Origin of the sequence: Mesorhizobium sp. WSM3862 (assembly GCF_002294985.1) — a bacterium.
Classification (GTDB): Bacteria; Pseudomonadota; Alphaproteobacteria; order Rhizobiales; family Rhizobiaceae; genus Mesorhizobium.
Genome location: NZ_NSGE01000002.1, coordinates 472266 through 497078, shown reverse-complemented (window position 1 = coordinate 497078; position 24813 = coordinate 472266). Strand labels below are relative to the sequence as shown.

At 64.0% G+C, this 24813-nt stretch carries 23 protein-coding genes; 16 read left to right on the top strand and 7 right to left on the bottom strand.

Features of this window, described 5'->3' with window-relative positions:
- Positions 1-150: 150 nt before the first annotated feature.
- From CK224_RS06685 to CK224_RS06675, 3 genes are all read left to right on the top strand, one after another.
- Complete coding sequence (locus tag CK224_RS06685) at positions 151-2301, top strand: GumC family protein (RefSeq protein WP_095781200.1); 2151 nt, start codon at positions 151-153, stop codon at positions 2299-2301.
- Between the two features lie 20 nt (positions 2302-2321).
- Positions 2322-3428 (top strand): cellulase family glycosylhydrolase, encoded by a 1107-nt coding sequence (locus tag CK224_RS06680; RefSeq protein ID WP_095781199.1) that lies wholly within the window; start codon positions 2322-2324, stop codon positions 3426-3428.
- Positions 3429-3494: 66 nt separating this feature from the next.
- The gene (locus CK224_RS06675; RefSeq protein WP_095781198.1) at positions 3495-5018 is read left to right on the top strand and encodes a hypothetical protein; all 1524 of its coding nucleotides are present in this window, start codon (positions 3495-3497) and stop codon (positions 5016-5018) included.
- 40 nt (positions 5019-5058) lie between these two features.
- Here the strand turns inward: CK224_RS06675 and CK224_RS06670 are convergent, their stop codons facing one another.
- Positions 5059-5943 carry a hypothetical protein gene (locus tag CK224_RS06670; protein WP_245425758.1) on the bottom strand — a complete coding sequence of 295 codons (885 nt, stop codon included), beginning with the start codon at positions 5941-5943 and terminating at the stop codon, positions 5059-5061.
- 513 nt (positions 5944-6456) lie between these two features.
- Here CK224_RS06670 and CK224_RS06665 point away from each other — a divergent pair.
- The 3 genes from CK224_RS06665 to CK224_RS06655 are packed head-to-tail and all read left to right on the top strand — an operon-like array spanning position 6457 to position 9301.
- Entirely contained in the window at positions 6457-7011 is a 555-nt protein-coding gene (locus tag CK224_RS06665; protein WP_095781196.1) for a MaoC family dehydratase, read from the top strand.
- On the top strand, positions 7008-8165 hold the full coding sequence (locus CK224_RS06660; RefSeq protein ID WP_095781195.1) for a CaiB/BaiF CoA-transferase family protein: 1158 nt from the start codon (positions 7008-7010) through the stop codon (positions 8163-8165). Before CK224_RS06665 ends, CK224_RS06660 begins: the two co-directional genes overlap by 4 nt.
- Before the next feature lie 14 nt (positions 8166-8179).
- Complete coding sequence (locus tag CK224_RS06655; protein ID WP_095781461.1) at positions 8180-9301, top strand: extracellular solute-binding protein; 1122 nt, start codon at positions 8180-8182, stop codon at positions 9299-9301.
- A 25-nt stretch (positions 9302-9326) separates the two neighbouring features.
- On the opposite strand, the gene CK224_RS06650 is transcribed toward CK224_RS06655, so the two are convergent.
- Positions 9327-10163 carry an amidohydrolase gene (locus CK224_RS06650; RefSeq protein ID WP_095781460.1) on the bottom strand — a complete coding sequence of 279 codons (837 nt, stop codon included), beginning with the start codon at positions 10161-10163 and terminating at the stop codon, positions 9327-9329.
- 120 nt (positions 10164-10283) lie between these two features.
- Positions 10284-11069 (bottom strand): IclR family transcriptional regulator, encoded by a 786-nt coding sequence (locus CK224_RS06645; RefSeq protein ID WP_095781194.1) that lies wholly within the window; start codon positions 11067-11069, stop codon positions 10284-10286.
- Positions 11070-11225: 156 nt separating this feature from the next.
- Here CK224_RS06645 and CK224_RS06640 point away from each other — a divergent pair, with 156 nt between their 5' ends.
- The 10 genes from CK224_RS06640 (at position 11226) to CK224_RS06595 (ending at position 20534) form a co-directional block, all read left to right on the top strand.
- Positions 11226-12539, top strand: a complete 1314-nt coding sequence (locus CK224_RS06640; RefSeq protein WP_095781193.1) for a sugar ABC transporter substrate-binding protein — start codon at positions 11226-11228, stop codon at positions 12537-12539.
- Between the two features lie 106 nt (positions 12540-12645).
- Positions 12646-13542 carry a sugar ABC transporter permease gene (locus tag CK224_RS06635; RefSeq protein ID WP_095777216.1) on the top strand — a complete coding sequence of 299 codons (897 nt, stop codon included), beginning with the start codon at positions 12646-12648 and terminating at the stop codon, positions 13540-13542.
- A gap of 2 nt (positions 13543-13544) precedes the next feature.
- Entirely contained in the window at positions 13545-14411 is an 867-nt protein-coding gene (locus CK224_RS06630; RefSeq protein WP_095777215.1) for a carbohydrate ABC transporter permease, read from the top strand.
- Positions 14412-14415: 4 nt separating this feature from the next.
- On the top strand, positions 14416-15513 hold the full coding sequence (ugpC, locus tag CK224_RS06625; RefSeq protein WP_095777214.1) for a sn-glycerol-3-phosphate ABC transporter ATP-binding protein UgpC: 1098 nt from the start codon (positions 14416-14418) through the stop codon (positions 15511-15513).
- 2 nt (positions 15514-15515) lie between these two features.
- Positions 15516-16637 (top strand): mandelate racemase/muconate lactonizing enzyme family protein, encoded by a 1122-nt coding sequence (locus CK224_RS06620; RefSeq protein ID WP_095781192.1) that lies wholly within the window; start codon positions 15516-15518, stop codon positions 16635-16637.
- 2 nt (positions 16638-16639) lie between these two features.
- Positions 16640-16969: an L-rhamnose mutarotase gene (locus CK224_RS06615; RefSeq protein WP_067002289.1), complete on the top strand. Its 330-nt coding sequence runs from the start codon at positions 16640-16642 to the stop codon at positions 16967-16969.
- Entirely contained in the window at positions 16962-18035 is a 1074-nt protein-coding gene (locus CK224_RS06610) for a Gfo/Idh/MocA family oxidoreductase (protein WP_095781191.1), read from the top strand. The genes CK224_RS06615 and CK224_RS06610 overlap by 8 nt, the downstream gene beginning before the upstream one ends.
- An 8-nt stretch (positions 18036-18043) precedes the next feature.
- Positions 18044-18496 carry a MaoC/PaaZ C-terminal domain-containing protein gene (locus tag CK224_RS06605; protein WP_095781190.1) on the top strand — a complete coding sequence of 151 codons (453 nt, stop codon included), beginning with the start codon at positions 18044-18046 and terminating at the stop codon, positions 18494-18496.
- 18 nt (positions 18497-18514) lie between these two features.
- Entirely contained in the window at positions 18515-19246 is a 732-nt protein-coding gene (locus CK224_RS06600) for an SDR family oxidoreductase (protein ID WP_095781189.1), read from the top strand.
- A 13-nt stretch (positions 19247-19259) separates the two neighbouring features.
- On the top strand, positions 19260-20534 hold the full coding sequence (locus CK224_RS06595) for an L-fuconate dehydratase (protein ID WP_095781188.1): 1275 nt from the start codon (positions 19260-19262) through the stop codon (positions 20532-20534).
- A 61-nt stretch (positions 20535-20595) separates the two neighbouring features.
- On the opposite strand, the gene doeB is transcribed toward CK224_RS06595, so the two are convergent.
- From doeB to eutB, 4 genes are read right to left on the bottom strand one after another with little or no spacing between them, the layout of a single operon-like run.
- Positions 20596-21597 (bottom strand): N(2)-acetyl-L-2,4-diaminobutanoate deacetylase DoeB, encoded by a 1002-nt coding sequence (gene doeB, locus CK224_RS06590; RefSeq protein ID WP_095781187.1) that lies wholly within the window; start codon positions 21595-21597, stop codon positions 20596-20598.
- Between the two features lie 5 nt (positions 21598-21602).
- Positions 21603-22781 carry an ectoine hydrolase DoeA gene (gene doeA, locus CK224_RS06585; protein ID WP_095781186.1) on the bottom strand — a complete coding sequence of 393 codons (1179 nt, stop codon included), beginning with the start codon at positions 22779-22781 and terminating at the stop codon, positions 21603-21605.
- A 37-nt stretch (positions 22782-22818) separates the two neighbouring features.
- Positions 22819-23811 carry a cyclodeaminase gene (locus CK224_RS06580; protein ID WP_095781185.1) on the bottom strand — a complete coding sequence of 331 codons (993 nt, stop codon included), beginning with the start codon at positions 23809-23811 and terminating at the stop codon, positions 22819-22821.
- Positions 23808-24803, bottom strand: coding sequence for a hydroxyectoine utilization dehydratase EutB (gene eutB, locus CK224_RS06575; protein WP_095781184.1), 996 nt, complete (start codon positions 24801-24803; stop codon positions 23808-23810). Before eutB ends, CK224_RS06580 begins: the two co-directional genes overlap by 4 nt.
- Between the last annotated feature and the right edge of the window lie 10 nt (positions 24804-24813).

Here is a 24813-nt window from a genome sequence, read left to right as displayed (position 1 = left end):
GCGCCAGCGCGAACGCTTCGCATGGTTACCGGCATCGCCAGCGCCGAGCGCATCGTCACGCCGCCAAGCTTAACGGATGGCTAACGATAATCCTTAATACTGTGGAGACGAGTGAGGTCGTGAAGTCGCGGCTCTCGACGAGGAAAATCGATGAAGCCAGCCAGTATCGACGAGCGCACTCTAACGCCGTTGTTCGACATAGGTGCAGTGTGGGCCATCCTTTGGGCGCGACGCGTGATGGTGCTTGCCATCGCCGGCGCGGCAGTGCTGCTGGCGCTCTCCTATCTTGCGGTGACCAAACCAAGCTATACCGCAACGGCCTCGATACTGATCGACCCCCGCGACACGCGCGCGACCAATTTCAACAACGTGCTTCCGGGGATCGGCTCCGACAGCGCCGCTATCGCCAGCCAGGTCTTCGTCATCCAGTCGCCAGACCTGCTCGGCGCCGTCTTCAAAAGCCAGAAGCTCGACAGCGATCCGGAATTCGCCGGCGGCGGCCTTGCTTCACGTCTGTTCGGAGCCGGCGCAAGCGCGCCGCAGGACGCCGCCTTCAAGCGCTTCCAGAGCAAGGTTTCTGTCGAGCGCGAAGGGCTGACCTACGTCATCAATGTCAGCTTCACGTCGCCGTCGCCGGAAAAGGCCGCGCGCATCGCCAATGCCATCGTCGATCAGTACCGGGCAGGCCTGGTGGGAGAACGCGAGAGCGCCAACAGCGACGTGAATACGCTGCTCACGGACAGGATCTCCGGCCTGCAGCAGGACGTCAGCGACGCCGAGCGGGCGGTCGAGGACTTCAAGACGAAACACAATATCGTCAATTCGACGGACGGCGGCACGCTGCAGTCGCAGCTCGATCAGCTGACGACGCAGCTGATCGCCGCCCAGGGCGACGCCGACCAGGCCAAGGACCGCTACAATCAGGCGCTGGCTGCGGGCAGTTCGCCGGCCGGGCTCGCCAAGCTTGCGGATATTCTTACCTCCACCTCGGCCATCAAATTGCGCGACGACTACAACCAGCGCGCCACCGAGCTTGCCAGCCTGCAAACCATGTACGGGCCGCGCCACCCCACCATCGGGCGGCTGCAGTCCGAGCTGGATAGGTTGAAGCGGCTGATGGCCGCCGAGGCGGATCGCATAAGGCAGCAGTTGAAGGCCAGCTATGATCTCGCCGTGCAGAATGTCGGCAAGCTGCAGGACAAGCTCGAAGCCTTGCGCCAACAGTCGACGAATTCGAACATCGCGCAGGTACAACTGCGGCAGCTGGAATCGAAAGCCCAGGCGGCGCGCGCCGTGCTCGACGACTATCTCAAGCGGGCGCAGGAAACGTCGCAGATGCAGGGCGTGCAGACTTCCGAAGCGCGCAAGATCGGCGTGGCTTCGCCGCCTGTCCAGCCGACATGGCCGAAGCCGGTCCTGCTTCTCTTGGTGAGCGCCGTTCTGGGGCTCCTCGCCGGATGCGGCCTCGCTCTGGCGCTTGGTCCGGTCCCGCAGCCGCAAGAGGACCCGCAGGCGCCGAAGGCGGCCGTGCCGCAGCCGGTCGTGGACCGTAAGGACAGCGCGCCGGTCAGCCCCCGGCCATTGCCGATGCCAGCCAATTTCGGCGAGTACCGTCTGCCCGGCGTCGCCGGTGGGACCGCCTATTCAAACATCAAGGCGATCAGGAAACAGCTCTTCCAGACCGGAAACGAAACGCTGTCGCTCGCCGTCCTGAAGATCATGCGACAGATGGTCTTGCACCTGAACGACCACGGCAAACCGTTCGTCATCCTCGTGTCTTCGATCCACAGCAGTTTCGAGGCAAGGATTGCGGGCGCGATGCTGGGCATAGGCATGCAACGGGCCGATCAGAACGTGCTGATGGTGGAAATTGGCGATCGTCTGTCCAGCGCGACGACAGACGGCGCCGGATTGTTCATCGATGGCGCGACCGGTCTGCAGGCGATCGTGTGCAGCTCAGTGGCGGAAAAAAGTCCTGGCGTTGCCGATCGCAACTCGTTCCGCGGCATTCTGGCCGAAGCCGGGAGCGCGTTCGATTTCGTGCTCGTGATCGCGCCCTCGCTCAATGAGAACGGCTGGAATCCGGAGCTCTTCGCCAAAGCCGATCTTGCGCTTCTGGCGCTCAGCCCCTCCGAGCAGCCTTCGGAAGCCGCCAGGCTGCTCGCGCAAAAATTCGGTGCCGGCCAGATCGGTCGCAGTGCCACTCTTGTCGTCGCGCCGGCTGACGCGCGGCCAGCCGCGGCGATCGACAGTCCGCGAGCGGCCGGCGAGCAGCGCCGCAGCGCCGCCGCCCGGGGCTAGACCGTGGAGGCGGTGCATCGATGACATCGCCGCCCAAGGTGTCGAGGCGACAGGCGCTGGCCTTTGCCGCCGGAGCCGTTTTCGCGGCCTCCCCTCTGCCGCAATCCGCTGCGCTCGCGACGGCCGGCCACGTTCCGTCGCACGGCTTCAACCTTCCCGGATGGCTCGACCGAAACGATGGGCTTGCTCCCGCCACGGCCACGCTTGAGAAGCTGCGCCAATCAGGCTTCGAAACGATCCGGCTGCCGGTCAACGGCGATCTCGTCTCCAACGGCGACCCGGCAACGCTTCGCCGCATCCAGAACGGGATCAGGGATCTTGTCGGGCTGGGCTTTTCGGTCCTCCTCGACATGCATCCTTCTGGCGAGCTCGTGGCGGCTTTTCGAAACGATGCCGAGGCGGCCGCAGGAAGAGTGCTTCAGGCCTGGATGGCGTTGCGTGCCGTCGTTGCCGATCTGCCTGCGGAGTGGGTCTATCCCGAGCTGCTGAACGAGCCCCCGATGGAACGGAGCGCCTGGCTGGCGCTGCGGGAACGGATCGCCGCGGCGCTGCGGGCGAAATGTCCGCGCCACACGCTGGTCTGGGGACCGGCACGGTTTCAGGGCATCTGGGAAATCGCCGACACGCCGCCGCTCGCCGACGACAACCAGATTGCCGCCGTTCACTATTACGCCCCCCTGGCCTTCACCCACCAGTGCGAGACCTGGGATGCCTCGCCGCTTGCCCGCATCGCGGACCTGCCCTTTCCCGCAAGCAAGGAAATGGCCCAGGTGAGCCGGCTTATCTCGAAACTGCGGTCGGCCGGCGACGAAGAAGCCGCCAACCTCGTTGAAGAGGAATTGTCGGCGCCTTGGACGGGCGCGCGGATCGGCTCCGATTTTGCCGATCTGGCGCGCTGGTCCACGACCAACGGCTGCCCGGTCATGCTGAACGAATTCGGTGTGCTCAACTTCTGCGTGGATGCCGAAAGCCGCGCCTCCTGGGTACGCGCCGTGCGCAAGGCGGCTGAAGCGAACCATGTGGCATGGACCTATTGGGAGCTCGATCAGGGTTTCGGCTTCATCAGGACCAGGCAGAGCGTCGAGGGTTTCGACGGCTCAATGATTGCCGCGCTCCTTGGAGGTTAAGCCGGAAATGGACGACAGGCGCCATCTACGCTTGCTGGGACAAGTGACGAGCGGAGCGGATCAGCGATGAGCACGACGCAGGTCTCTTCGCCCGTCGGACTGGGTTTGCCGGGCAGGAATACGCCCGAAACCATGCTCCATGTCGGCACGGCCTTGCTTGTCGTTGCGCTGGCCGTCTCCGCATTTGCCGTGTGGACGCCGTTCGGGATTGCCGCAACATTCGTGCTGACGCTGATCGTTTCGAACGCGATGCCGGCGGGCGTTCCGGTGCTGATCATCTGCGCCTTTCTCTTTCAGAACCTCGTGGTCGCCTGGTTCACCCCCTACATTCCCGACAACGACACGTTCGACGCGCTGCGCGGCACCAATTTCATCATCCTGATGACCGCGTTCGGCATTTTCCTGGCCGCCTCATTTCAGTACCGCGTCCGCGCGCTGACCGAGTTGCGCCCGTGGCTGCTGCTGAGCATGGTCCTGTGCGGAACGATTTGTTTCTATTTCGCTCTCGGCGTCGTGCATGGCGGCCCCAAGGACGCGGTCGTCTATTTCCGCAACACTATCACGCCGCTCGCCTGCTTCCACGTCGCGGTCCTCGCCGCCAGCCTTTATCCCGTCGATCTGCGCAAGAGCATGCTGTGGCTCGGCGCCGGCGCGATCGTCTATGGCTATGCGGAACTGACCTTCACCATGGATTTCCTCGGACTGTTCCACGGTGACCAATATGTCGAGCGCAGCATCTCGCGGCAGGTCGAGACCGGCGTGTGGGAAAAAGCGCTCCAGGAGACCGGTTTCGTTTACCGTGGGATCGAGGACGTGATGACCACGACCTTCTTCAACACGCCGCTGTTCAACGACATCCTGCCAAGCGTCTTCCGCATCGGCGGCCCGAACTTCCATCCGATCAGCTATGCTTACGCCTTGAGCATCATTTCGGCCTGGCTCCTCTTCAAAGGCCGATGGGTGCTGCCTCTCGCGGCTCTACCGCTGCTGCTCGTCATCGGCTCCAAGGGCGCGACCTTCATGCTTTTCGTCGCAATTGCCGTGCGGCTGATCTACAGCCCCTCCCGCGCCGGTCTGGCGCTCATGGCCGCGATGGCCCTGGCAGTGGTCTGGACGACGGCGGCGATCGGCTATGGCGCCACCCATGGCGACTATCACGTCCTCGGTCTGATTGCCGGCATGCGCGATTTCCTGGCCGATCCGCTCGGCCAGGGCTTGGGTCTCGGCGGCAACCTGTCGAGCACCAGCATCAATCTCAACTGGCAAACCGCCCAGGCCGAAGGCGCCGCCTCCGTGCCGGTCGAGAGCGCGGTCGGTGTCATGCTTTACCAGATGGGCGTGGGGAGCCTCGTCTTCTTCGGCTTCCTGGCGGCGCTGGCCGTGGCATTGCGACGGCAGCTTATCCAGACCGGCGACCCGGATTTCCTGTTCGGCTTTGTCGGCATCGCCACCATTTCGGCCAATGCCGTATTGCAGGAGGAGGCTTTCTACTCCCCTCTTGCCCTCGCCTTCTGTCTGCTGCTCGTGGGCGTCTCGCTGGGAACACGCTGGCGCATGGCCGCGGCGGCAAGAGCCGAAGCGGCGGGCTGACTTCGGATCGGCTGATTCCAGACCGGCTTCGCGATTTCGTTCAGGAACCGAACAGCACCATTTCGGTGAACGTCAGGTCTCCCGGAGAAGGCGATTTCGGACCCTTGAAATATTTGATTCCCTTGTTCGGAAAATACCTGCCGGACAGACCGGGAACCGGCCCCATCGCATCGACGAGGCAAAGCAGCTGTCCGCGCCGCAGGAGAAAGCGGCCCACGACCCCGGCGCACCTGACCAGATCCGCGTGGGATCGGCAGTAGACGACCTGGCAGCACGGCACGAGGCCATGCAATATCCGGCGCGGCTTCAGAACAAGCGGCAACGCCAGACCGTCGCAGACGCAGATCAGCGAAAGACAGCCCAACGCGGCGTGCTCGAGCAATATGTATCTTTCGTTGTCGGTGAGTTCAGCCATTTCGGCGAGGTCCGCATAGGCTTCCAACACCCGGTCCGGACGCGGCATACCATTCAGAATGGGCAAGAAGGCGATCTGTCCGCCGGAAAACAGGCGAAAACCGAAGGCTTTGTTGAGCCTCACTGTCCCGGACGATGGAGAAATATTGGTGTAGACCACATCCTTGCGCAGGATAACCGTCGCGATCATCCGGCTGGCATAGGGCCGGAATTCCGCGTCCACGGACCAGCTCGAGAGATTGCAGCGGATTTCATCGCCTTCCAGGCTTCTGTGCCTGGCATAGAGCGTAAGCACCGCGCCGACGATCCGGCCCGACTTCTCCAGGACGAACCCATATCGCGGAAAATCGGCGACCGCGGGCCGCTGCGACAGGCGGGTCAGCGCTTCTATCCAATAGCTCCTGCTGCGCTCCGGAAACCCTCGGTGCAGGCAATCCGCCACGCCTCCCCAATCCCCCTCGTCGAAGGGCCGGCAACCGATACCGGGAGGGAATGCGCCGAGAACCGCCATAGTCGACTCAAGAAAAAGGCACCAAATATGTCGAGGTCCGGGTTATCCTGACGATCGATTACTAACCAATTACACCGCTATCGAAGCTAATTTTATTGGCCGGATTTGACGGGATCGTGCAGTGCTCCTCCGCCTACAACTGATCGTCGCATTACCCTTAGGCGGGTTACAATTGTAGGATTGACTGAAACAATCATTGGTTTTGCATGATTCGGGCCGGTGGCGGTCCTTTCCTGGCAGAAGCGCCTCGCCATCCCGGCCGGCACAGCGGCGTTCGCCGTGACCCGGAAGTCCGCCGGCAACTGCCGGAAGTAGCCGGGCCTGGCGCTGTGCCTGCTGCATCCAAGGCAACTCCGAGTTCGATCGTGCAGGCAAAATTTCACCTGACCGGCTTGTGCGCAAATCTCATATGTGAATATAGTATTCACAAAAGAAGATTTGGAGGATCGATCGCGTCCGACTCCGGCTTGCCGGAACGGTGCGGCCATTCTCCCGGAGCGGACGAACAGCGCAATGACCAGCTTCCCGCCCACCGTCGGCGTCGTTTCGACCTGCCCTGCCGACATGCCGCCCAATCACGCCTTGCTGCCGGTATGGAATGCCGAAAACTGGTTCTATGAAGATTGGCCGATCGGCCAGAAAATCCGCTCGCTCCGGCGCACTATGGCCGAAGGCGACAGTCATCTCTTCAACACCCTGGTGCTCGACATCCACCCTTATGTGCAGGACCAGATGTTCGCCGAGCGCGAAGGTATCTTCGGCAAGCGCCTCGTGGCGGGCGCGTTCGTTTTCTCGGCCGGGCTCGGTCTAGTCGCCACCAACTGCGTCAATGCCTTTTCCTACGGCTATGACAAGCTCCGCTTCATAAAGCCGGTCTTCATCGGCGACACCATCTATTCGATCCGCACCAACATGGAAAAGAAGCCCCGCTACAAGGACATGGGGCTGATCCGCGCCAGCTATGAAGTGTTCAAGGGCGAAGGCGACCTGGTGCTCTACTGCGAGCATCTGCAGACGGTGAAATACAGGGACCCGGCCGACTTCGCCGGCAAGACGGAGAAGCAATGATGGCCGCCGAACAGCCGCTGTCCGGCCTTGTCGTTGTCGACATGAGCCAGTTCCTGTCGGGACCTTACTGCTCGCTGAGGCTCCTCGACCTTGGTGCCCGCGTCATCAAGATCGAGCGGCCCGATGGTGGCGACCTGTCGCGCCGGCTCTATCTCAGCGACACCGAGATCGGTGGTGATTCCACCATCTTCCACGCCATCAACCGTGCCAAGGAAAGCTTTGCGGTCGATCTGAAGAACGACGACGACCTTAAAGCGCTGCGCGGGCTGCTCGCCAAGGCCGACGTGCTGATTCAGAACTTCCGGCCCGGCGTCATCGAGCGGCTCGGCCTCGATTACGAGCATGTGCGCACGATCAATCCGCGCCTGGTCTACGCCTCGATCAGCGGCTATGGCGAGGAAGGACCGTGGGTAAAGCGTCCGGGCCAGGACCTGCTTGCCCAGGCGCGCTCCGGCGTCATGTGGCTGAACGGCGACGAAGATCAGGGTCCGGTGCCGTTCGGCCTGGCAATCGCCGACATGCTGGCCGGCGCCGCCTGTGCGCAAGGCATCCTTGCAGCACTGGTCCGGCGCGGCATCACCGGCGCGGGCAGCCATGTCGAGACCAGCCTGTTCGAGGCGCTGATCGACCTCCAGTTCGAGGTGCTGACGACGCATCTCAATGACGGCCGGCGGCTGCCGCGCCGTTCGTCGTTCCATAGCGCCCACGCCTATCTGGCGGCGCCCTACGGAGTCTATCCGGCCAAGGACGGCTTCCTGGCGATCGCCATGACGCCGATCCCGAAGCTCGCCGACCTGCTCGAGATCGAGGGGCTGGCGCCCTATCGCGACCAGCCGGCGACCTGGTTCACAGCACGCGACGAGATCAAGGCGATCATCGCGCAACGCATCGCGCAGAAGTCGGTCGACGAATGGCTGGCGATCCTCGAGCCCGCCGACATCTGGTGCGCGAAGGTGCTGAACTGGAAAGAGGTGCTGGAAAGCGACGGCTTCAAGGCGCTCGACCTGCTGCAAACCGTGACGCGCGAGGACGGTGTTTCGATCGATACCACGCGGTCACCGCTCAGGATCGACGGCATGCGCGCCAAAGTCGAGCAGGCGGCGCCGCGCGTCGGCGAGCACAGCGCAAAAATCCGCAAGGAGTTCGGCCTGTGACGACACTCAAGGGCATGACCTGGAACCATCCGCGCGGCTATGATCCGATGATCGCGTGCTCCAGGCTGTGGCAGGAAAAGACCGGCGTCTCCATCGAGTGGGAGAAGCGCTCGCTGCAGGACTTCGAGTCCTTCTCTGTCGAAGAACTCGCCCGCGCCTACGACCTGATCGTCATCGATCATCCGCATGTCGGCCAGATCACCGCCGAGAAGTGCCTGGCCCCGCTCGACGTGCCCGGCCGCGAGGCGGAGCGCGAAGCGCTGGCGAAGGCAAGCGTCGGCCGATCCTATCCGAGCTACACTTGGCAGGACCGGCAATGGGCCTTTCCGATCGACGCCGCGACGCAGGTGCAGGCCTGGCGACCCGATTTGATAGACGCCGCGCCGAAGATCTGGACCGAAGTGCTGGAGCTTGCCCAGCGGGGCCGAGTGCTCTTGCCGCTGAGGCCGCCGCACTCGCTGATGTGCTTCTTCACGCTTGCCGCCGATCTCGGCCGGCCATGTGCAGTCGAAAGCCCGAGCGATCTGATCGATCCCGATACCGGCGAGACCGTCTTCGAAATGCTGCGTGAGATCGCGGCACTCCTCCATCCCGAGTGCTTGACGATGGATCCGATTGCGGTGTTCGAAAAGATGGCCGAGGCCGGCTCGCGCATCGCCTGCGCGCCGCTGATCTATGGCTACGTGCCCTATGCCACTGCAGGCTTCCGGCCGAACCGGCTCTTCTTTTGCGACATGCCGACTGTGGGCGGCAACGGCCCGGTCGGCTCCGCGCTCGGCGGCACCGGCATCGCCGTCTCCGCCTTTTCCGCTGCCGGCGAGGAAGCGATCGACTTCGCCTACTGGATCGCCAGCGGCGACGTGCAGCGCGGCCTCTATGCCGCCGCCGGCGGCCAGCCCGGCCATGCCGCCGCCTGGGAGGACGAAGCCGTGAATGTCGCGACGGGCGACTTCTACCGCGGCACGCGGGCGACGCTGGAAGGCGCCTGGGTGCGCCCGCGCCACGACGGCTACATGGCGTTTCAGCAGGCGGCGTCCGATCGCCTCAACGAGGGTCTTGCCGGCCGGCAGGACGCCCCCCGCGTCGTCGCCGACATCAATCGCTTGTTCCGGCAGAGCTTCGCGGCGCCCCGCTAATACAGTCAGGCATCGGCCTTGCGGCTCACAGCCGCCAGAGCTTCTTCGCGTTGCCGGAGAGCAGTTTCGCGCGCTCGGTTTCGCTCGCCCCGGCAAGGAGGGCGTGCGTCGCCGCCACCCAGCCGAGCAGTCCGCCGCCGAGCGTGCAGACCGGCCAGTCGCTGCCCCACACGACGCGATCCCAGCCGAAGCTGCCGATCGTGTGCTCGACATAAGGCCGCAGGGTCTCGACGGTCCAGCTCGCCGGATCGGCATAGGCGACGACGCCGGAGATCTTGCCGACGACATTGGGGCGCCGGGCGATCTCGGCGATCTGCTCGCGCCAGGGATGCTGGGCCTTGCCCTGGATGTCGGGCACGCCGCAATGATCGAGAACGAATTGCACGTCAGGCGCCAAATCGACCAGCGCGATCGCTTGGCTCATCTGTCGCGGCAGGACGCAAAGATCGAAGGTCAGCCCGCTGCCGGCGATGCGCCTGATGTTCTCGCGGAACAGGGCGCCCTCGGAGACGTCGTCGGGCACGACATGCAGCACGCGGCGGAATCCTTTGACAAATGGATCGGCCTTCACCTTGTCCAGCCAGGCGGCGAAGCCAGGTTCTTCCGGCCGGCAAGACACGATCGCGCCCCGCACCAGGCTGCCGGGCTTGTTCGACAGTCCTTCGACAAGGCCTGTCTCAGCCGCGATATCTGCCGGGTGGACGTCGACCTCCATATGGAGCGCCAATTCTATGCCCGCGCGGCGCGCCTCGGTGGCGTATTCGTCGTGGGAAAAATCGCGGTCGAGGGCCGGCACGCCGGACAGCCAGGGATAGCGTAGCGCCGCCCTGTCGATGAGATGCAGGTGGGTATCGACGATCATGGCTTCCTCCCTTGTCGCGCTATCCACGTGGCCCGAATTGCGCAGCGGCTTTTGCGCAAACGACATGCTTCAGACATGGACTCGATCATCTCACCGGAGAATTCGCCATTCAAATAAGAATTATTCCTTTGACCTGACATCCGACCCGGCGAGTTGCGACAGGCGGGCCGCTGCTGCCTGGAGCAGCGTGATGGTCCTGGTGATATCGGGCGCTGCCGGCGCGTTGACCAGAGTGATATAGGGTATGGTGAGCGCGGCGATGCCGTGCCCGTCGGAACCGAGCACCGGCGCCGACAGATTGTAGACGCCGGCGGTCTGCAGCGAAGCCATCATCTCGTAGCCACGATCGCGCACCTGGTCAAGGCGGGCGAAGAAGTCGGGCGACAACTTCATCTCCTCGTTGCTGCGCAAATGCTCGGCGATCATCATCTCGCGCTCTTCCGGCGAGCGGAAGGCCAGCAGCACATGTCCCGAGCCGGTGTCGAACAGGCTGATATGCGAGCCGACGCGGATCGAGATGCCCCAGTATCGCGGCGCTTCCTGCTGGGCAATGACCACGGCGCTGCCGCGGTCGAACACGACGAGCTGGTTTGCCTGCCAGGAGGTCTCGGCCAGCTCGCGCATGATCGAGGTGGCGTAGGAGACCAGCCTGCGCACCGGTGCATGCAGCTGGCCAAGCCCGAACAGCTTCAGGGTCAGCGAATAGCGGTCGCCGTCTGGCCGGGTGACGTAGCCGCGTTTCACCAGACGGTCGAGCATCCGGTAAAATTCGTTCGGGCTGCGGTCGAGCCGCTTGGCGATCTCGGCCTGGGTCAGGCCGCCATCGACGCTGGCGAGCAGTTCCAGAATGTCCAGCCCCTTGTCCAGTGCCGGCGCGCGATAGCGATCTTCCTCGTCGTCCTGCACCCGATGCCCTCTGGTGAATTGTGATCTTCATATACGCAAGACAGCCTTCATAGGGAAGAAGTTTCGGCTTGACGACTTATGAATAATTTGTTTGCATATGAATGAAGCATGGAGCTTCAGCCATGACGGCCTGCGGCCGTTCCAGGGAGGATATTCATGAACAGACTGCTTTCCGGCGTCGCCGCCGGCGCATTGCTCATGGCATCGGGTGCGGTCTTTGCGGCCGACCTGCCGGGCAAGTTCACCGGCGTCACGATCGACGCCAAGCTGATCGGCGGCCAGCAATACGAAAAACTCTACGCGCGCATCGGCGAGTGGGAGAAGGCGACCGGCGCCAAGGTCAACGTCATCTCCAAGAAGAACCACTTCGATCTCGACAAGGAGATCAAGTCGGACATCGCCTCCAACTCGATCACCTGGTGCGTCGGCTCCAACCACACCTCGTTCGCGCCCCAATATCCAGGCATCTACACTGACCTCGCCAAGCTGCTGCCGAAGGAGGAGATCGACGCTTTCGTCCCGGCCAACATCGCCGCCGGTACGCTCGACGGCAAGCTGGTGATGCTGCCGCGCGCGCAGTTCGACGTCTCGGCGCTCTACTACCAGAAGAGCCTCTACCAGGACGAGGCCAAGAAGAAGGCCTACAAGGAGAAGTACGGCGAGGAGCTCGCCCCGCCGGACACCTTCGACGAGATGGCTCAGCAGGCGGAATTCTTCGCCAGCCCGCCCGACTTCTACGGCACGCAATATGCCGGCAAGGAAGAGGCGATCAACGGCCGCTTCTACGAGATGCTGATCGCCGACGGCGGCGAATATCTCGACAAGGACGGCAAGCCTGCCTTCAACTCCGAGGCCGGCGTCAAGGCGCTCGACTGGTTCGTCAAGCTCTACAAGGCCAAGGCTGTGCCCGCCGGCACGACCAACTATTTGTGGGATGATCTCGGCCAGGGGTTCGCGTCCGGCACGGTGGCGCTCAACCTCGACTGGCCGGGCTGGGCCGGCTTCTTCAACGACCCGAAGTCGTCCAAGGTCGCCGGCAATGTCGGCGTCAAGGTGCAGCCGAAGGGCTCATCCGGCAAGCGCTCGGGCTGGTCCGGCGCGCATGGCTTCTCGGTGACCGAAAACTGCGCCAACAAGGAGGCCGCCGCCTCCCTCGTCTGGTGGCTGACCAACGAGGACAGCCAGAAGCTGGAAGCCGCGGCCGGCCCGCTGCCCACCCGCACCAAGGTGTGGGAATGGGACCTCGAGCAGGCCAAGTCCGATCCTTACAAAACCGAAGTGCTGCAGGCCTTCCAGGAAGCCGCCAGGAACGCCTTCCCGGTGCCGCAGACGCCGGAATGGATCGAGATCTCCAACGCGGTCTATCCCGAACTTCAGGCCGCCATCCTCGGCGACAAGACCTCCAAGCAGGCGCTCGACGACGCTGCCGCCAAGGCGACGCAGATCCTCGAGGACGCCGGCAAGCTCTAAGGACTATCCTCCCAGCGGCGCCGGTCTTCACGACCGGCGCCGCTTTGACCGAGGCGGCCGCCCTGCGATTGGATCGCCGGCCGTGCAAACAATTTTGGGACTTTGCATGACGGCCAAGCGGCTTTCCGCGCCAACGCTTCTTCTGCTGCCGGCCGTGCTCGTTCTGGCGGCCGTGGTGGTCGTGCCGCTCTGCCTGTCATTCTATTCGAGCTTCACGCCGTTCAGGCTGACGCGGCCGGAAACCTTCTTCACCTTCATCGGCCTGCGCAACTATCGCAACATTCTGTCCGACGCGAATTTCTGGTGGGCCTTCGGCCGCACCGTGCTCCTGCTCACCATCGCGCTCAATCTCGAAATGCTGCTCGGTCTCGGCCTCGCGCTGCTGGTCGAGAAGGCAAGCCGCGGCCAGCGGTTGCTGCGCACCATCATGATGTTCCCGATGATGTTCTCGCCGATCCTGGTCGGCTTCCAGTTCAAGTTCATGTTCAACGACAATATCGGCTTGGTGAACAACGCGCTGCAGTCGCTAGGCATCACGCGGGACGCCATTCCCTGGCTGATCGAAGGCCATCTCGCCTTCATCGCCATTTCAGTCGCGGAGATCTGGTCGTCGACCTCGATCTTCGCGATCCTGATCCTCGCCGGCCTGCTCGCCATGCCGAAGGAGCCGGTCGAAGCGGCACGCGTCGACGGCTGCACGCCGTGGCAAACCTTCCGCTATGTGACCTGGCCCTTCATCATGCCCTTCGCCTATATCGCCATGACCATCCGCTCGCTCGACGTTGCGCGCGCCTACGACATCGTCAAGATCATGACCGATGGCGGCCCAGCCGGTCGCACGGAACTGTTGTGGACGCTGGTCGCGCGCACCGCCTACAGTGACGCGCGCATGGGCGTGGCCAATGCGATGGCCTATTTCTCGATCCTGCTGTCGATCGTCTTCACCGTCTATTTCTTCAAGAAGCTCGCCGCGGCACGGACCCAGATCGGCGCGGAGTGGTGACGATGGACGCCAACGCATCCGCCCGTCTGAGGCGCCGCGCCGGCGTCGTCGCCCACCGCGTCGGCCTGTTCCTCGCCATGCTTTTGATCTGTCTGCCCGGCATCTGGATCGTGCTGTCCTCGCTGCGGCCGACGGTCGAGATCCTTGCCAAGCCGCCGGTCTGGATCCCGCAGCAGGTCTCGCTCGATGCCTACGTCGCCATGTTCAGCGGTGTCGGCAAGGGCGGCATTCCCGTCCTCGACTATTTCCGCAATTCCCTGATCATCTCGGTGACCTCGACCGTCATTGCCATCGCCATCGGCATGGCCGGTGGCTACGCTTTCGCGCGCTACCGTTTCCGCGGCAAGTCGGCGATGTTCCTCGGCCTGATGCTGACCCGCACCGTGCCCGGCATCGCGCTGTCGCTGCCGCTATTTTTCGTCTATGCGCGGCTCGACATCATCGACACGCATTTCGGCCTGATCCTCGCCTATGTCGCGCTCAATGTGCCGTTCACCATCTGGCTGATCGACGGCTTCTTCCGCCAGGTGCCGAAGGATCTCGCCGAGGCCGCGCAAATCGATGGCTGCACGCGCTGGCAGGCCTTCTGGCAGGTCGAGTTTCCACTCGCCGGGCCAGGCATCGCGTCGGCCGGCATCTTCGCCTTCCTTACCTCCTGGAACGAATTCGCGCTCGCCTCGCAGCTGACGCGCTCGATCAATTCCAAGACGCTCCCCGTCGGGCTGCTCGACTACACCGCCGAATTCACCATCGACTGGCGCGGCATGTGCGCGCTGGCGGTGGTGATGATCATCCCGGCGCTGCTCCTTACCTTCATCGTCCAGAAACACCTCGTCGGCGGCCTGACTTCCGGCGCGGTGAAAGGTTGATCCGATGGCGATTGTCTCGCTCAAGAAACTGACCAAGCGTTACGGCAACATGGAGATCGTGCACGGCATCGACCTCGATGTCGCCGACCGCGAATTCATCGCGCTGGTCGGGCCGTCCGGCTGCGGCAAGTCGACCACGCTGCGCATGATCGCCGGGCTGGAAGACATCTCCGGCGGCACGATCGAGATCGGCGACCGCATCGTCAACGATCTGCCGCCGCGTTCGCGCAACATCTCGATGGTGTTCCAATCCTACGCACTTTATCCGCACATGACGGTGCGCGAAAACCTTGGTTTCTCCCTGAAGATCGCCGGCGCGCCGAAGGAAGAGATGGACCGTCGCGTCGCCGAGGCCTCGGCCATTCTCGGCCTCGATGCGCTGCTCGAGCGCCGCCCCTCCCAGCTTTCCGGCGGCCAGCGCCAGCGCGTCGCCATGGGCCGCGCCATCGTGCGCGATCCGGACGTCTTCCTGTTCGACGAGCCGCTCAGCAATCTCGACGCCAAGCTGCGCACGCAGATGCGTACCGAGATCAAGAAGCTGCACGCCAAGGTGAAGTCCACCGTCATCTACGTCACTCACGACCAGGTCGAGGCGATGACGCTCGCCGACCGCATCGTCATCATGCGGGACGGCAACATCGAGCAGGTCGGCACGCCGGACGAGGTCTTCCAGCGGCCGGCGACACGCTTCGTGGCGGGCTTCATCGGCTCGCCGCCGATGAACCTGCAGGAGGCGACCGTGGACGACGGCAAAATCGTCTTTTCCGGCGGACAGAGCCTGCCGCTGCCAGGCCGCTTCAAGGCCAAGGTGAACGCCGGCGACAAGGTAGTGTTCGGCCTGCGTCCCGACGACCTCTACCCCGTGGGCCACGGCCTGCATTCGGGCGATGCCGCTGACGTCCACGAGATCGAGCTGCCGGTGACGGTGACCGAGCCGCTCGGCAACGAGACGCTGGTGTTCGCCGAGTTCGACCGCCGCGACTGGGTTTCGCGGATGCTGAACCCGAGGCCATTGCGGGCGGGCGATCGCGTGGCGATGAGCTTCGACCTGTCGCAGGCGCATCTCTTTTCCGCGGAAACCGGCAAATCCTTGAGGGCCTGACGATGGCGAAGATCGAGAAAGTCGAGCTTGCAATGGTCGATCTGGTGCCGAAGGTGAAGCGCACCGACGCCATCCAGAGTTTCGTCAGCCAGGAGACGCCGATCGTCACCATCACCGACGTCGACGGGGCGGTCGGCATCGGCTACAGCTACACGATCGGCACCGGCGGCTCTTCGGTGATGCGGCTTCTGGCCGACCACCTCGCGCCGCGCCTGATCGGTGAGGATGCCGACCGGATCGAGGCCATCTGGCACGATCTCGAATTCGCCACGCACGCCACCACCATCGGCGCCATCACGGCCATCGCGCTCGCCGCCATCGACACTGCGCTCTGGGACCTTCGGGCGAAGAAGCAGAAGCTGCCGCTCTGGAAGCTTGCCGGCGGCGCCAAGCACCGCTGTCCGCTTTACACCACCGAAGGCGGCTGGCTGCACATCGAGACTGAAGCGCTTGTCGAAGATGCGCTGGCCGCCAAGGCGAAAGGCTTCACCGGCTCGAAGGTCAAGATCGGCAAGCCGCACGGCGCCGAGGATTTTGCCCGGTTGTCGGCCGTGCGCAAGGCGGTCGGCGACGGCTATGAGATCATGACCGACTGCAACCAGGGTTTTGCCGTCGACGAAGCCATCCGGCGCGCCGAGCGGCTGCGCGATCTCGATCTCGCCTGGATCGAGGAACCGCTGCCGGCCGACGACATAGACGGCCATGTGCGGCTATCGAATTCGACGGCGACGCCGATCGCCGTCGGCGAGTCGCTCTATTCGATCCGCCATTTCCGCGAATATATGCAGAGGGGCGGCTGCAACATCGTCCAGGTCGATGTCGGCCGCATCGGCGGCATCACGCCCTGGCTGAAGGTGGCACATATGGCGGAAGCCTTCGACATGCCGATCTGCCCGCATTTCCTGATGGAACTGCATGTCAGCCTGGCCTGCGCGGTGCCGAACGGCAAATATGTGGAATATATTCCGCAGCTGGATGAGTTGACGGGCAAGAAGATGGTGATCGAAAACGGCCACGCCCTGGCGCCGGACGAGCCGGGCCTCGGCATCGACTGGGATTTCGATGCGATCGAGGCGCTGAGCGTCGTCGAATTCAGCGTCACCGTCACGGAGCGGAGGAACTGAGAATGCAGCGAATGGGCATGGTGCTTGGCCTGAAGCCGGAAAAGATCGAGGAATACGTGCGCCTGCACGCCGCCGTCTGGCCGGACGTGCTCGAGATGATCTCCGCCTGCAACATCAAGAACTACTCGATCTACCTCAAGCGGCCGGAGAACCTGCTGTTCTCCTATTTCGAGTATCACGGCACCGACTATGCCGCCGACATGGCCAAGATGGCCGCCGATCCGAAGACCCAGGAATGGTGGTCGGTCTGCATGCCATGCCAGGAACCCTTGCCGACAAGGCAGGAGGGCGAGTGGTGGGCGACGATGGATGAAGTCTTCCACCATGACTGATGCCTTCGATCCCGCCTCGCTGGCGCAATCCTGGCCGATGCCTGCAAAGCCGCGTCCGATCGTCACCTTCGGCGCCGGCTCGATCGTCGGCGATGCGCATTTCCCGGCCTATCGCAAGGCTGGTTTTCCAGTGGTGGGTCTCTACGATCCGGACCAGGCCAAGGCTCGGAAACTGGCCGAACAATGGGGCGTGACGGCATTCGGCTCGGTGGACGAAGCGGCCGCCGTCAAGGATGCGATCTTCGATCTCGCAACGCCGCCCGGCCGGCACGCCGAGGTGCTGAAGGCCCTGCCCGACGACGCGGTCGCATTGATCCAGAAGCCGATGGGCAACTACCTTGGCGAGGCAACCGAGATCCTTGAAATCTGTCGCACCAAGAAGCTCAAGGCTGCAGTGAATTTCCAGCTTCGCTTCGCGCCAATGATGCTGGCGCTGAAGGACGCGATCGCCAAGGGCTGGCTTGGCGAGGTCGTCGACTTCGATGCCTGGCTGGCGCTCGCAACGCCGTGGCAGCTCTGGGAATTCCTGCTTACGGCGCCGCGTGTCGAGATCGCCATGCATTCGATCCACTATCTCGACGTGATCCGGCAGCTTCTCGGCGACCCGAAGGGCGTGCATGCCAAGACGCTCGGCCATCCCAATCACAAGGTCGCGCAGACCCGTACCAGCGCCATCCTCGACTATGGCGACACGGTGCGCTGCGCGCTCTCGATCAACCACGATCATAAGTTCGGACGCCGGCATCAGGCCTGCGATTTCCGTATCTGCGGCACCGAGGGCGCCGCCTACGTCAGGCTTGGCCTCAATCTCGACTATCCGCGCGGCGAGCCCGACGTGCTGGAAATCCACCCTAAAGGCGGCTCCGATTGGGTCGCCGTGCCGCTCACCGGCGAATGGTTCCCCGACGCCTTTGTCGGGCGCATGGCCAATGTGCAGCGCTTCGCCTCCGGGGAAGACAAAGAGCTGGTCAGCTCCGTCGAAGATGCCTGGAACACCATGGCACTGGTGGAAGCCGCCTATCGTTCGAGCGCCGCGCCGGCGACGCCGCTCACCGCAAAACCGTAAGGAACGGCATGGAACAGGTCACCTATTTCGAGGACTACGAGATCGGCTCGTCGCGGCTGACCAGCGGCCGCACCATCACCGAGACCGACTTTGTCGTCCATGCCGGCCACACCGGCGATTTCTTTCCGCACCACATGGACGCCGAGTTCATGAAGACGACGCCCTTCGGCCAGCGCATCGCGCATGGCACGCTGGTGTTCTCGGTCGGCGTCGGCCTGACCGCGAGCGTCATCAACCCGGTCGCCTTCTCCTACGGCTATGACAGGCTGCGCTTCATCAAGCCGGTCTTTATCGGCGACACGATCCGCACGCGCACGACGATCGCCGCGAAGGAAGACGATCCGAAGCGGCCGGACTCCGGGCGCGTCATCGAACGCGTCGAGGTTTTGAACCAGCGCGACGAAGTCGTGCTGGCCGCCGATCACATCTATATCGTCGAGCGGCGCCCCCGGCTCGGCTGAAGACGGAGACAAAACAACATGGCTGATCTGACAGGCAAGGTGGTGGTCGTAACGGCCGCTGCGCAAGGCATCGGCCGGGCTAGCGCGTTGGCTTTCGCCAAGGCTGGCGCGATCGTCCACGCCACCGACATAAATGAAGCGGCGCTGGCCGAGCTCGGCAACACCTCGGTCATCAAGACTCGCAAGCTCGACGTGCTGAACGACGAGGCCGTGAAGGCCGCCTTCGCCGAAATCGGCCGCGTCGATGTGCTGTTCAACTGCGCCGGCTTCGTCCATTCCGGCTCGATCCTCGACATGAAGGACGAGGACCTCGACTTTGCCTTCAACCTCAATGTGCGCGCCATGATCCGCACTATCCGCGCCGTGCTGCCCGGCATGCTGGAGCGCGGCGATGGTTCGATCATAAACATGGCATCGGTCGCCGGCGCCCCGAAAGGCGTGCCCAACCGCTTCGCCTATGGCGTGACCAAGGCGGCCGTGATCGGGCTGACCAAATCGATCGCCGCCGACTATGTCGGTAAAGGCATTCGCTGCAACGCGATCTGCCCCGGCACGGTGGAGAGCCCCTCGCTCGAAAGCCGCATGCGGGCGCAAGGCGACTATGAGGCCGCCCGTGCCGCCTTCATCGCCCGCCAGCCGATGGGAAGGTTGGGCACGGCGGAGGAGATCGCCGATCTTGCCGTCTATCTCGCCGGCGCCACCTATACGACCGGGCAGGCCTATAATATCGACGGCGGCTGGTCGATCTGATGAGGCACCGAGCATGACCTGCATTACCGATCTTCGCGTCTTCGATCTGCGCTTCCCGACGTCGCAGAGCCTCGACGGGTCGGACGCGATGAATCCGGACCCCGATTATTCGGCCGCCTATGTCATCCTCGACACCGATAGCGAGGGGCTCAGCGGCCACGGGCTCACCTTCACCATCGGCCGGGGCAACGAGATCTGCTGCGCGGCGATCGAGGCGCTGCGCCATCTTGTTGTCGGGATCGACCTCGACTGGGTCAAGCAAGATCCCAGCCGCTTCTGGCATCACGTGACCGGCGACAGCCAGTTGCGCTGGATCGGCCCGGACAAGGGCGCCATGCACCTCGCCGTCGGCGCGGTTGTCAATGCGGTCTGGGATCTGTGGGCCAAGGAAGCCGGCAAGCCGGTCTGGCGCCTTGTCGCCGACATGAGCCCGGAAGAGATCGTGCGCATCGTCGACTTCCGCTATCTCACCGATGCGATCACGCCGGCCGAAGCGCTGGAGATCCTGAGGAAGGCCGAGGCCGGCAAGGCCGAGCGCATCGCCAGCCTCGAGCGCGAAGGCTATGCCTGCTATACCACATCGGCCGGCTGGCTCGGCTATCCCGACGACAAGCTGAGGCGCCTCTGCCAGGAAGCAGTCGACGAGGGGTTCAATCACATCAAGCTGAAGGTGGGCCGCGACCGCGCCGACGACATCCGCCGTCTCAGGATCGCCCGCGAGGTGATCGGTCCGGACCGTTACCTGATGATCGACGCGAACCAGGTCTGGGAGGTCGACCAGGCGATCGACTGGCTGCGCGATCTTGCCTTCGCCAAGCCCTTCTTCATCGAGGAGCCGACCAGCCCGGACGATGTCGCCGGCCATGCCAAGATCCGCAAGGCGGTGGCGCCGATCAAGGTTGCGACCGGCGAGATGTGCCAGAACCGCATCATGTTCAAGCAGTTCATCGCCGGCGGCGCGATCGATATCGTGCAGATCGATTCCTGCCGCATGGGCGGCCTGAACGAGGTGCTGGCCGTGCTTTTGATCGCCGCCAAGTTCGGCCTGCCGGTATGGCCGCATGCCGGCGGCGTCGGCCTGTGCGAATATGTCCAGCATCTGTCGATGATCGACTATATCGCGGTGTCGGGCACCAAGGATGGAAGGGTGATCGAATATGTCGATCACCTGCACGAGCATTTCCTCGAGCCCTGTGTCATTGAGAATGCGGCCTACATGCCGCCGACGGCGCCGGGCTTCTCGATCGAGATGAAGCCGGACTCGATTGCCTACCTATTCCACAGTTGAATGCGAGCCGTAACGCAGGTGGCCTTGGCGGCGTTACGGCGTCGCTTCTACCTGGCGCGCTTCAGTCAACCTCGACGGCAAGCACCGCGACACAATCTCCGGCCTTGACGAGGCCGGGGAAATGGCGCGCGGCCAGGAGCCCTGACATCCTGGCCTTGATCTCCTGGGGCGCGGTGCCGGTGCGACCGGTCGAATGGATGCGCGCCACGACCTGGCCTTCCTCCACCTTCTCGCCGAGATCGATCATGGTCTCGATCATGCCCTCGTCTTCGGCAAATGCAAAGCAGTCGCCCGAAGGCATGTCGAGCCATTGGGTTTGGCTCTTCTCGACGGCGCCATCAACGATGCCGGCATGGCGAAGCACATTGAGGATGCCACGGCGAGCGATGCGCACGGTCTCGGCCCGGGCCGTGCCGCCACCGCCGAGCTCGGTGGTGACGAAGACCTTGCCCATCTGCTCAGCCGCGGTGTCATACATGCCATCGGTATCGATCTCGGTCATGCGCATCGAGAACGGAGCCGCGAAGGCCTCGACCGCGGCGAAGGCCTTTTTCTCCTGCTCCTTGTCCAGCAGCGTATGCGCGGCGCAGAACGGCACGAAGTCCAGCGTCTTTCCGCCGGAGTGGAAGTCGAACACGATGTCCGCCCGCGGCAACAATTCGCGCTGGAAATAGTCGGCGATCTTTTCCGTCACGCTACCGTCCGGCCGGCCGGGAAAGCTGCGGTTCATGTTGCCCTTGTCGATCGGCGAAGTGCGGCTGCCGGCGCGGAACGCCGGATAGTTCATCGCCGGCACGATGATGACGGTCCCGGTGACATCCTTCGGGTCGAGCGTGCGAGCGAGCTCGTAGAGCGCCAGTGGCCCCTCATACTCGTCGCCGTGATTGCCGCCGGTAAGCAGCGCCGTCGGCCCCTCGCCGTTGCAGATCACGCAGATCGGAATCATCACCGAGCCCCAGGCGGAATCGTCGCGGCTGTAAGGCAGGCGCAGGAAGCCGTGCTGGACACCGTCGCGCTCGAAATCGACTGTCGGCGTGATCGGCGATGGAGGCAGAGCTGACATAGGCCTCAATCCTTGACGAACAGCTTGCGCGGCACATAGGCTAGGCACTCGACGCCGGTCTCGGTGATCAGGATCGATTCGGTGATTTCAAGTCCCATTGTCTCGAGCCACAGACCCGTCATGAAATGGAAGGTCATGCCGGGCTTGAGCTCGGTGCGATCGCCGGGGCGCAGGCTCATCGTGCGCTCGCCCCAATCCGGCGGATAGGAAAGACCGATCGAGTAGCCGGTGCGGTTGTCCTTGACGATGCCGTACTTCTTCAGCACGGCGAAGAAGGCATTGGCGATGTCCTCGCAGGCATTGCCCGGCTTGGCGGCGGCAAGGCCCGCCTCCATGCCCTCGAGCGTCGCCTTCTCGGCGTCGAGGAAGGCTTGCGTCGGCTTGCCGAGGAAGACGGTGCGCGACAGCGGGCAGTGGTAGCGGTTGTAGCAGCCGGCGATCTCGAAGAACGTGCCCTCGCCCGCCTTCATCGGCTGGTCGTCCCAGGTGAGATGCGGCGCCGAGGCGTCGGCGCCCGATGGCAAGAGCGGCACGATCGCCGGATAGTCGCCGCCGATGCCCTCAACGCCGCGCGTGCCGGCATCATAGATCTCGGCGACCAGATCGCATTTGCGCATGCCGACCTCGATCTTGTCGACGATACGCTGATGCATGGCCTCGACGATGCGGGCGGCCTTGCGCATATAGTCGATCTCGGTCGGGCTCTTCACGGCGCGCCGCCAGTTGACCAGCGCGGTGGCGTCGACGAAGCGGGCGTTGGGCAGGTGCTTCTGCAGCGAGGCGAAGGCCGCCGCCGAGAACCAATAATTGTCCATCTCGACGCCGATGGTCAGCTTGTCCCAGCGGCGATCAGCAAGCACGCTGGCGAGATAGTCCATCGGGTGCCGCTCGGTCGACTGCACGTAGTGGTCGGCGTAGCCGATGATGTTGTCATGCGCGAGATAGGCGGTGCGCTTGGCGCCGTTGGCGTCCTGGCCGCGGCCATACCAGACCGGCTCGCCCGAAGGCGGCACGATGACCGCCTGATGCACATAGAAGGACCAGCCGTCATAGCCGGTCAGCCACGCCATGTTGGACGGATCGCTGACGATCAGCAGATCGACCCCCTTGGCCTCCATGGCTTTCCGCGTCTTGGCGAGGCGATCGGCAAATTCGCCTCGCGAGAATTTCAGGTTCGGCTGCATTTTGTTGGTCCTCGTTTGTTGGGCCTCACGGCCATATTCAGCTTTCGAAAATCGTTCCCGTCTTCGCCGCCCCAGCGCGGTCGCGGGCTAAGGTGGCGATCGCGGTGTCCTGCACGCCGGTGCCGGTGAGATCCGCGATGGTGATGTCGCCGGCCGATCGTCGTCCGTGCTTTTTCCCGGCGATGACCTGGCCGAGCTCAGTGACTTCCGCGTCGGCCGCCATCGCCCCTGCCTCGATGGCGTGGTGAAGCTCGCCCAAGCGCCGCGTCTGCTTCGCGCTGTCTGCGACATAGAGATCTGCCAGGCGAAGGATCGCCGGCGCGATCTCGTTCTTGTGCTCGGCATCCGAGCCCATGGCGGTGATGTGCTGGCCGGCCGAGACGAACCCGGCCTTGATCAGCGGCTCGGTCGAAGGCGTGGTGGTGACGATGATGTCGGCGCCCGCTGCCGCCCTCGCCGCATCCGGCTCGGCACGCACCATGATGCCCAGTCTCTCGCGCAAGCGGGCCGCGGTCGCCTCGGCCTTGGCCGCATCGCGCGCCCAGACGCGCGCCTCCGCGATCGGCCTGACGAGGCGCAGCGCTTCCAATTGCAGGCCGGCCTGCAAGCCGGCGCCGAAGATCGCCGCTACGCCGGAGTCTTCGCGCGACAGATGCTTGGCCGCGACCGCGCCGGCTGCGGCGGTGCGCACATCGGTCAGATAGCCATTGTCGAGCAGCAGCGCCTCGACCACACCGGTCTTGGCCGAAAGCAGCACCATCATGCCGCCGCCGCTCGGCAGGCCGAGCTTCGGATTGTCGAAGAAGCCGGAGCTTATCTTGACGGCGAAGCCATCTATGCCGGGCACGTAGGCGGACTTCACGTCGACCTCGCCGCGATGCTCGTGAATGTCGAGCCTCAAGATTGGCGGCATCGCCACCGGCATTGTCGCCAAAGCCCGAAACGCGTTCTCGACGCAGGCGACCGCATCCAGATCGAGCGTCACGATCTTGCGCAGCTCGGCTTCGGTGAGGATGGTCATGCGGCTCATGTGGGGCGCTCCGTCAGTGCAGCGTTGCCGCAGACGATGCGGCGATGCAGGCTCATGTCGATGTTGCGGCCAGACAGGATGGCCACCACCGGTCCTTTCGCAGTGACCTTCCCAGCAAGCAGCGCGCCGATGCCGACCGCGCCCGCGCCTTCGACGATCTCGCGCTCTTGCTCATAGGCATGCCGAATGCCGGCGGCGATCTCGTCCTCGGAAAGCAGGATGACGTCGTCGAGCAGCTCACGGCACATGGCAAAGGTCAGCCGGTTATCGAGGCCGATGCCGCCGCCCAGCGAGTCCGCAAGCGTCGGCAATTCCTCGATCTGCACGGGGCGGCCGGCATCGAGGCTCGCCTTCATCGCGGCACCGCGCGACATCGAGACGCCGACGACTTTGGTGGCCGGGCTCACCCCCTTGACCGCCGCCGCAACGCCGGCTGCCAGGCCGCCGCCGGAGAGCGGCACTAGCACACTTGCTGCGTCCGGAACCTGCTCCATGATCTCCAGCCCCAGCGTGCCCTGCCCGGCGACGATGTCGGGATGGTCGAAGGGCGGCAGCATGACCAGCCGCTCCTCCGCGACCAGCCTGTCGACCTCCTGCTGGGCATCGTCCTGGCTGTTGCCGACGATGCGAATATCCGCGCCGAGGCGGCGGATTGCGTCGAGCTTGTTCTCGGGCACCAGCCTCGACATGCAGATCACCACGCGCATGCCCTCGAGCTTCGCCGCATGGGCCAGCGCGCGGCCGTGATTGCCGGTCGATGCCGCGACGACGCCGCGCGACCTTTCCTCCGGACTCAACGCGGCGATCGCGTTGGACGCGCCACGCAGCTTGAACGCGCCGGTCGTCTGGTGATGTTCCAGCTTGAGGTGAACGGGATGGCCCACGCGATCCGAGAGGCTTTGCGACAACACAGTCGGCGTCCACTCGACCTTTCCGGCAATGCGTTCGCGCGCAACGCGGATATGCTGAAGCGTGACTTCCGTTTTGGTCATTGGCATGCCG

What these genes read in the sequence shown, in the direction of transcription:
- CK224_RS06685 (WP_095781200.1), top strand. Translation starts at nt 151, where the DNA reads ATGAAGCCAGCCAGTATCGACGAGCGCACTCTAACGCCGTTGTTCGAC.
- CK224_RS06680 (WP_095781199.1), top strand. Translation starts at nt 2,322, where the DNA reads ATGACATCGCCGCCCAAGGTGTCGAGGCGACAGGCGCTGGCCTTTGCC.
- CK224_RS06675 (WP_095781198.1), top strand. Translation starts at nt 3,495, where the DNA reads ATGAGCACGACGCAGGTCTCTTCGCCCGTCGGACTGGGTTTGCCGGGC.
- CK224_RS06670 (WP_245425758.1), bottom strand. Translation starts at nt 5,943, where the DNA reads ATGGCGGTTCTCGGCGCATTCCCTCCCGGTATCGGTTGCCGGCCCTTC.
- CK224_RS06665 (WP_095781196.1), top strand. Translation starts at nt 6,457, where the DNA reads ATGACCAGCTTCCCGCCCACCGTCGGCGTCGTTTCGACCTGCCCTGCC.
- CK224_RS06660 (WP_095781195.1), top strand. Translation starts at nt 7,008, where the DNA reads ATGATGGCCGCCGAACAGCCGCTGTCCGGCCTTGTCGTTGTCGACATG.
- CK224_RS06655 (WP_095781461.1), top strand. Translation starts at nt 8,180, where the DNA reads ATGACCTGGAACCATCCGCGCGGCTATGATCCGATGATCGCGTGCTCC.
- CK224_RS06650 (WP_095781460.1), bottom strand. Translation starts at nt 10,163, where the DNA reads ATGATCGTCGATACCCACCTGCATCTCATCGACAGGGCGGCGCTACGC.
- CK224_RS06640 (WP_095781193.1), top strand. Translation starts at nt 11,226, where the DNA reads ATGAACAGACTGCTTTCCGGCGTCGCCGCCGGCGCATTGCTCATGGCA.
- CK224_RS06635 (WP_095777216.1), top strand. Translation starts at nt 12,646, where the DNA reads ATGACGGCCAAGCGGCTTTCCGCGCCAACGCTTCTTCTGCTGCCGGCC.
- CK224_RS06630 (WP_095777215.1), top strand. Translation starts at nt 13,545, where the DNA reads ATGGACGCCAACGCATCCGCCCGTCTGAGGCGCCGCGCCGGCGTCGTC.
- ugpC (WP_095777214.1), top strand. Translation starts at nt 14,416, where the DNA reads ATGGCGATTGTCTCGCTCAAGAAACTGACCAAGCGTTACGGCAACATG.
- CK224_RS06620 (WP_095781192.1), top strand. Translation starts at nt 15,516, where the DNA reads ATGGCGAAGATCGAGAAAGTCGAGCTTGCAATGGTCGATCTGGTGCCG.
- CK224_RS06615 (WP_067002289.1), top strand. Translation starts at nt 16,640, where the DNA reads ATGCAGCGAATGGGCATGGTGCTTGGCCTGAAGCCGGAAAAGATCGAG.
- CK224_RS06610 (WP_095781191.1), top strand. Translation starts at nt 16,962, where the DNA reads ATGACTGATGCCTTCGATCCCGCCTCGCTGGCGCAATCCTGGCCGATG.
- CK224_RS06605 (WP_095781190.1), top strand. Translation starts at nt 18,044, where the DNA reads ATGGAACAGGTCACCTATTTCGAGGACTACGAGATCGGCTCGTCGCGG.
- CK224_RS06600 (WP_095781189.1), top strand. Translation starts at nt 18,515, where the DNA reads ATGGCTGATCTGACAGGCAAGGTGGTGGTCGTAACGGCCGCTGCGCAA.
- CK224_RS06595 (WP_095781188.1), top strand. Translation starts at nt 19,260, where the DNA reads ATGACCTGCATTACCGATCTTCGCGTCTTCGATCTGCGCTTCCCGACG.
- doeB (WP_095781187.1), bottom strand. Translation starts at nt 21,597, where the DNA reads ATGTCAGCTCTGCCTCCATCGCCGATCACGCCGACAGTCGATTTCGAG.
- doeA (WP_095781186.1), bottom strand. Translation starts at nt 22,781, where the DNA reads ATGCAGCCGAACCTGAAATTCTCGCGAGGCGAATTTGCCGATCGCCTC.
- CK224_RS06580 (WP_095781185.1), bottom strand. Translation starts at nt 23,811, where the DNA reads ATGAGCCGCATGACCATCCTCACCGAAGCCGAGCTGCGCAAGATCGTG.
- eutB (WP_095781184.1), bottom strand. Translation starts at nt 24,803, where the DNA reads ATGACCAAAACGGAAGTCACGCTTCAGCATATCCGCGTTGCGCGCGAA.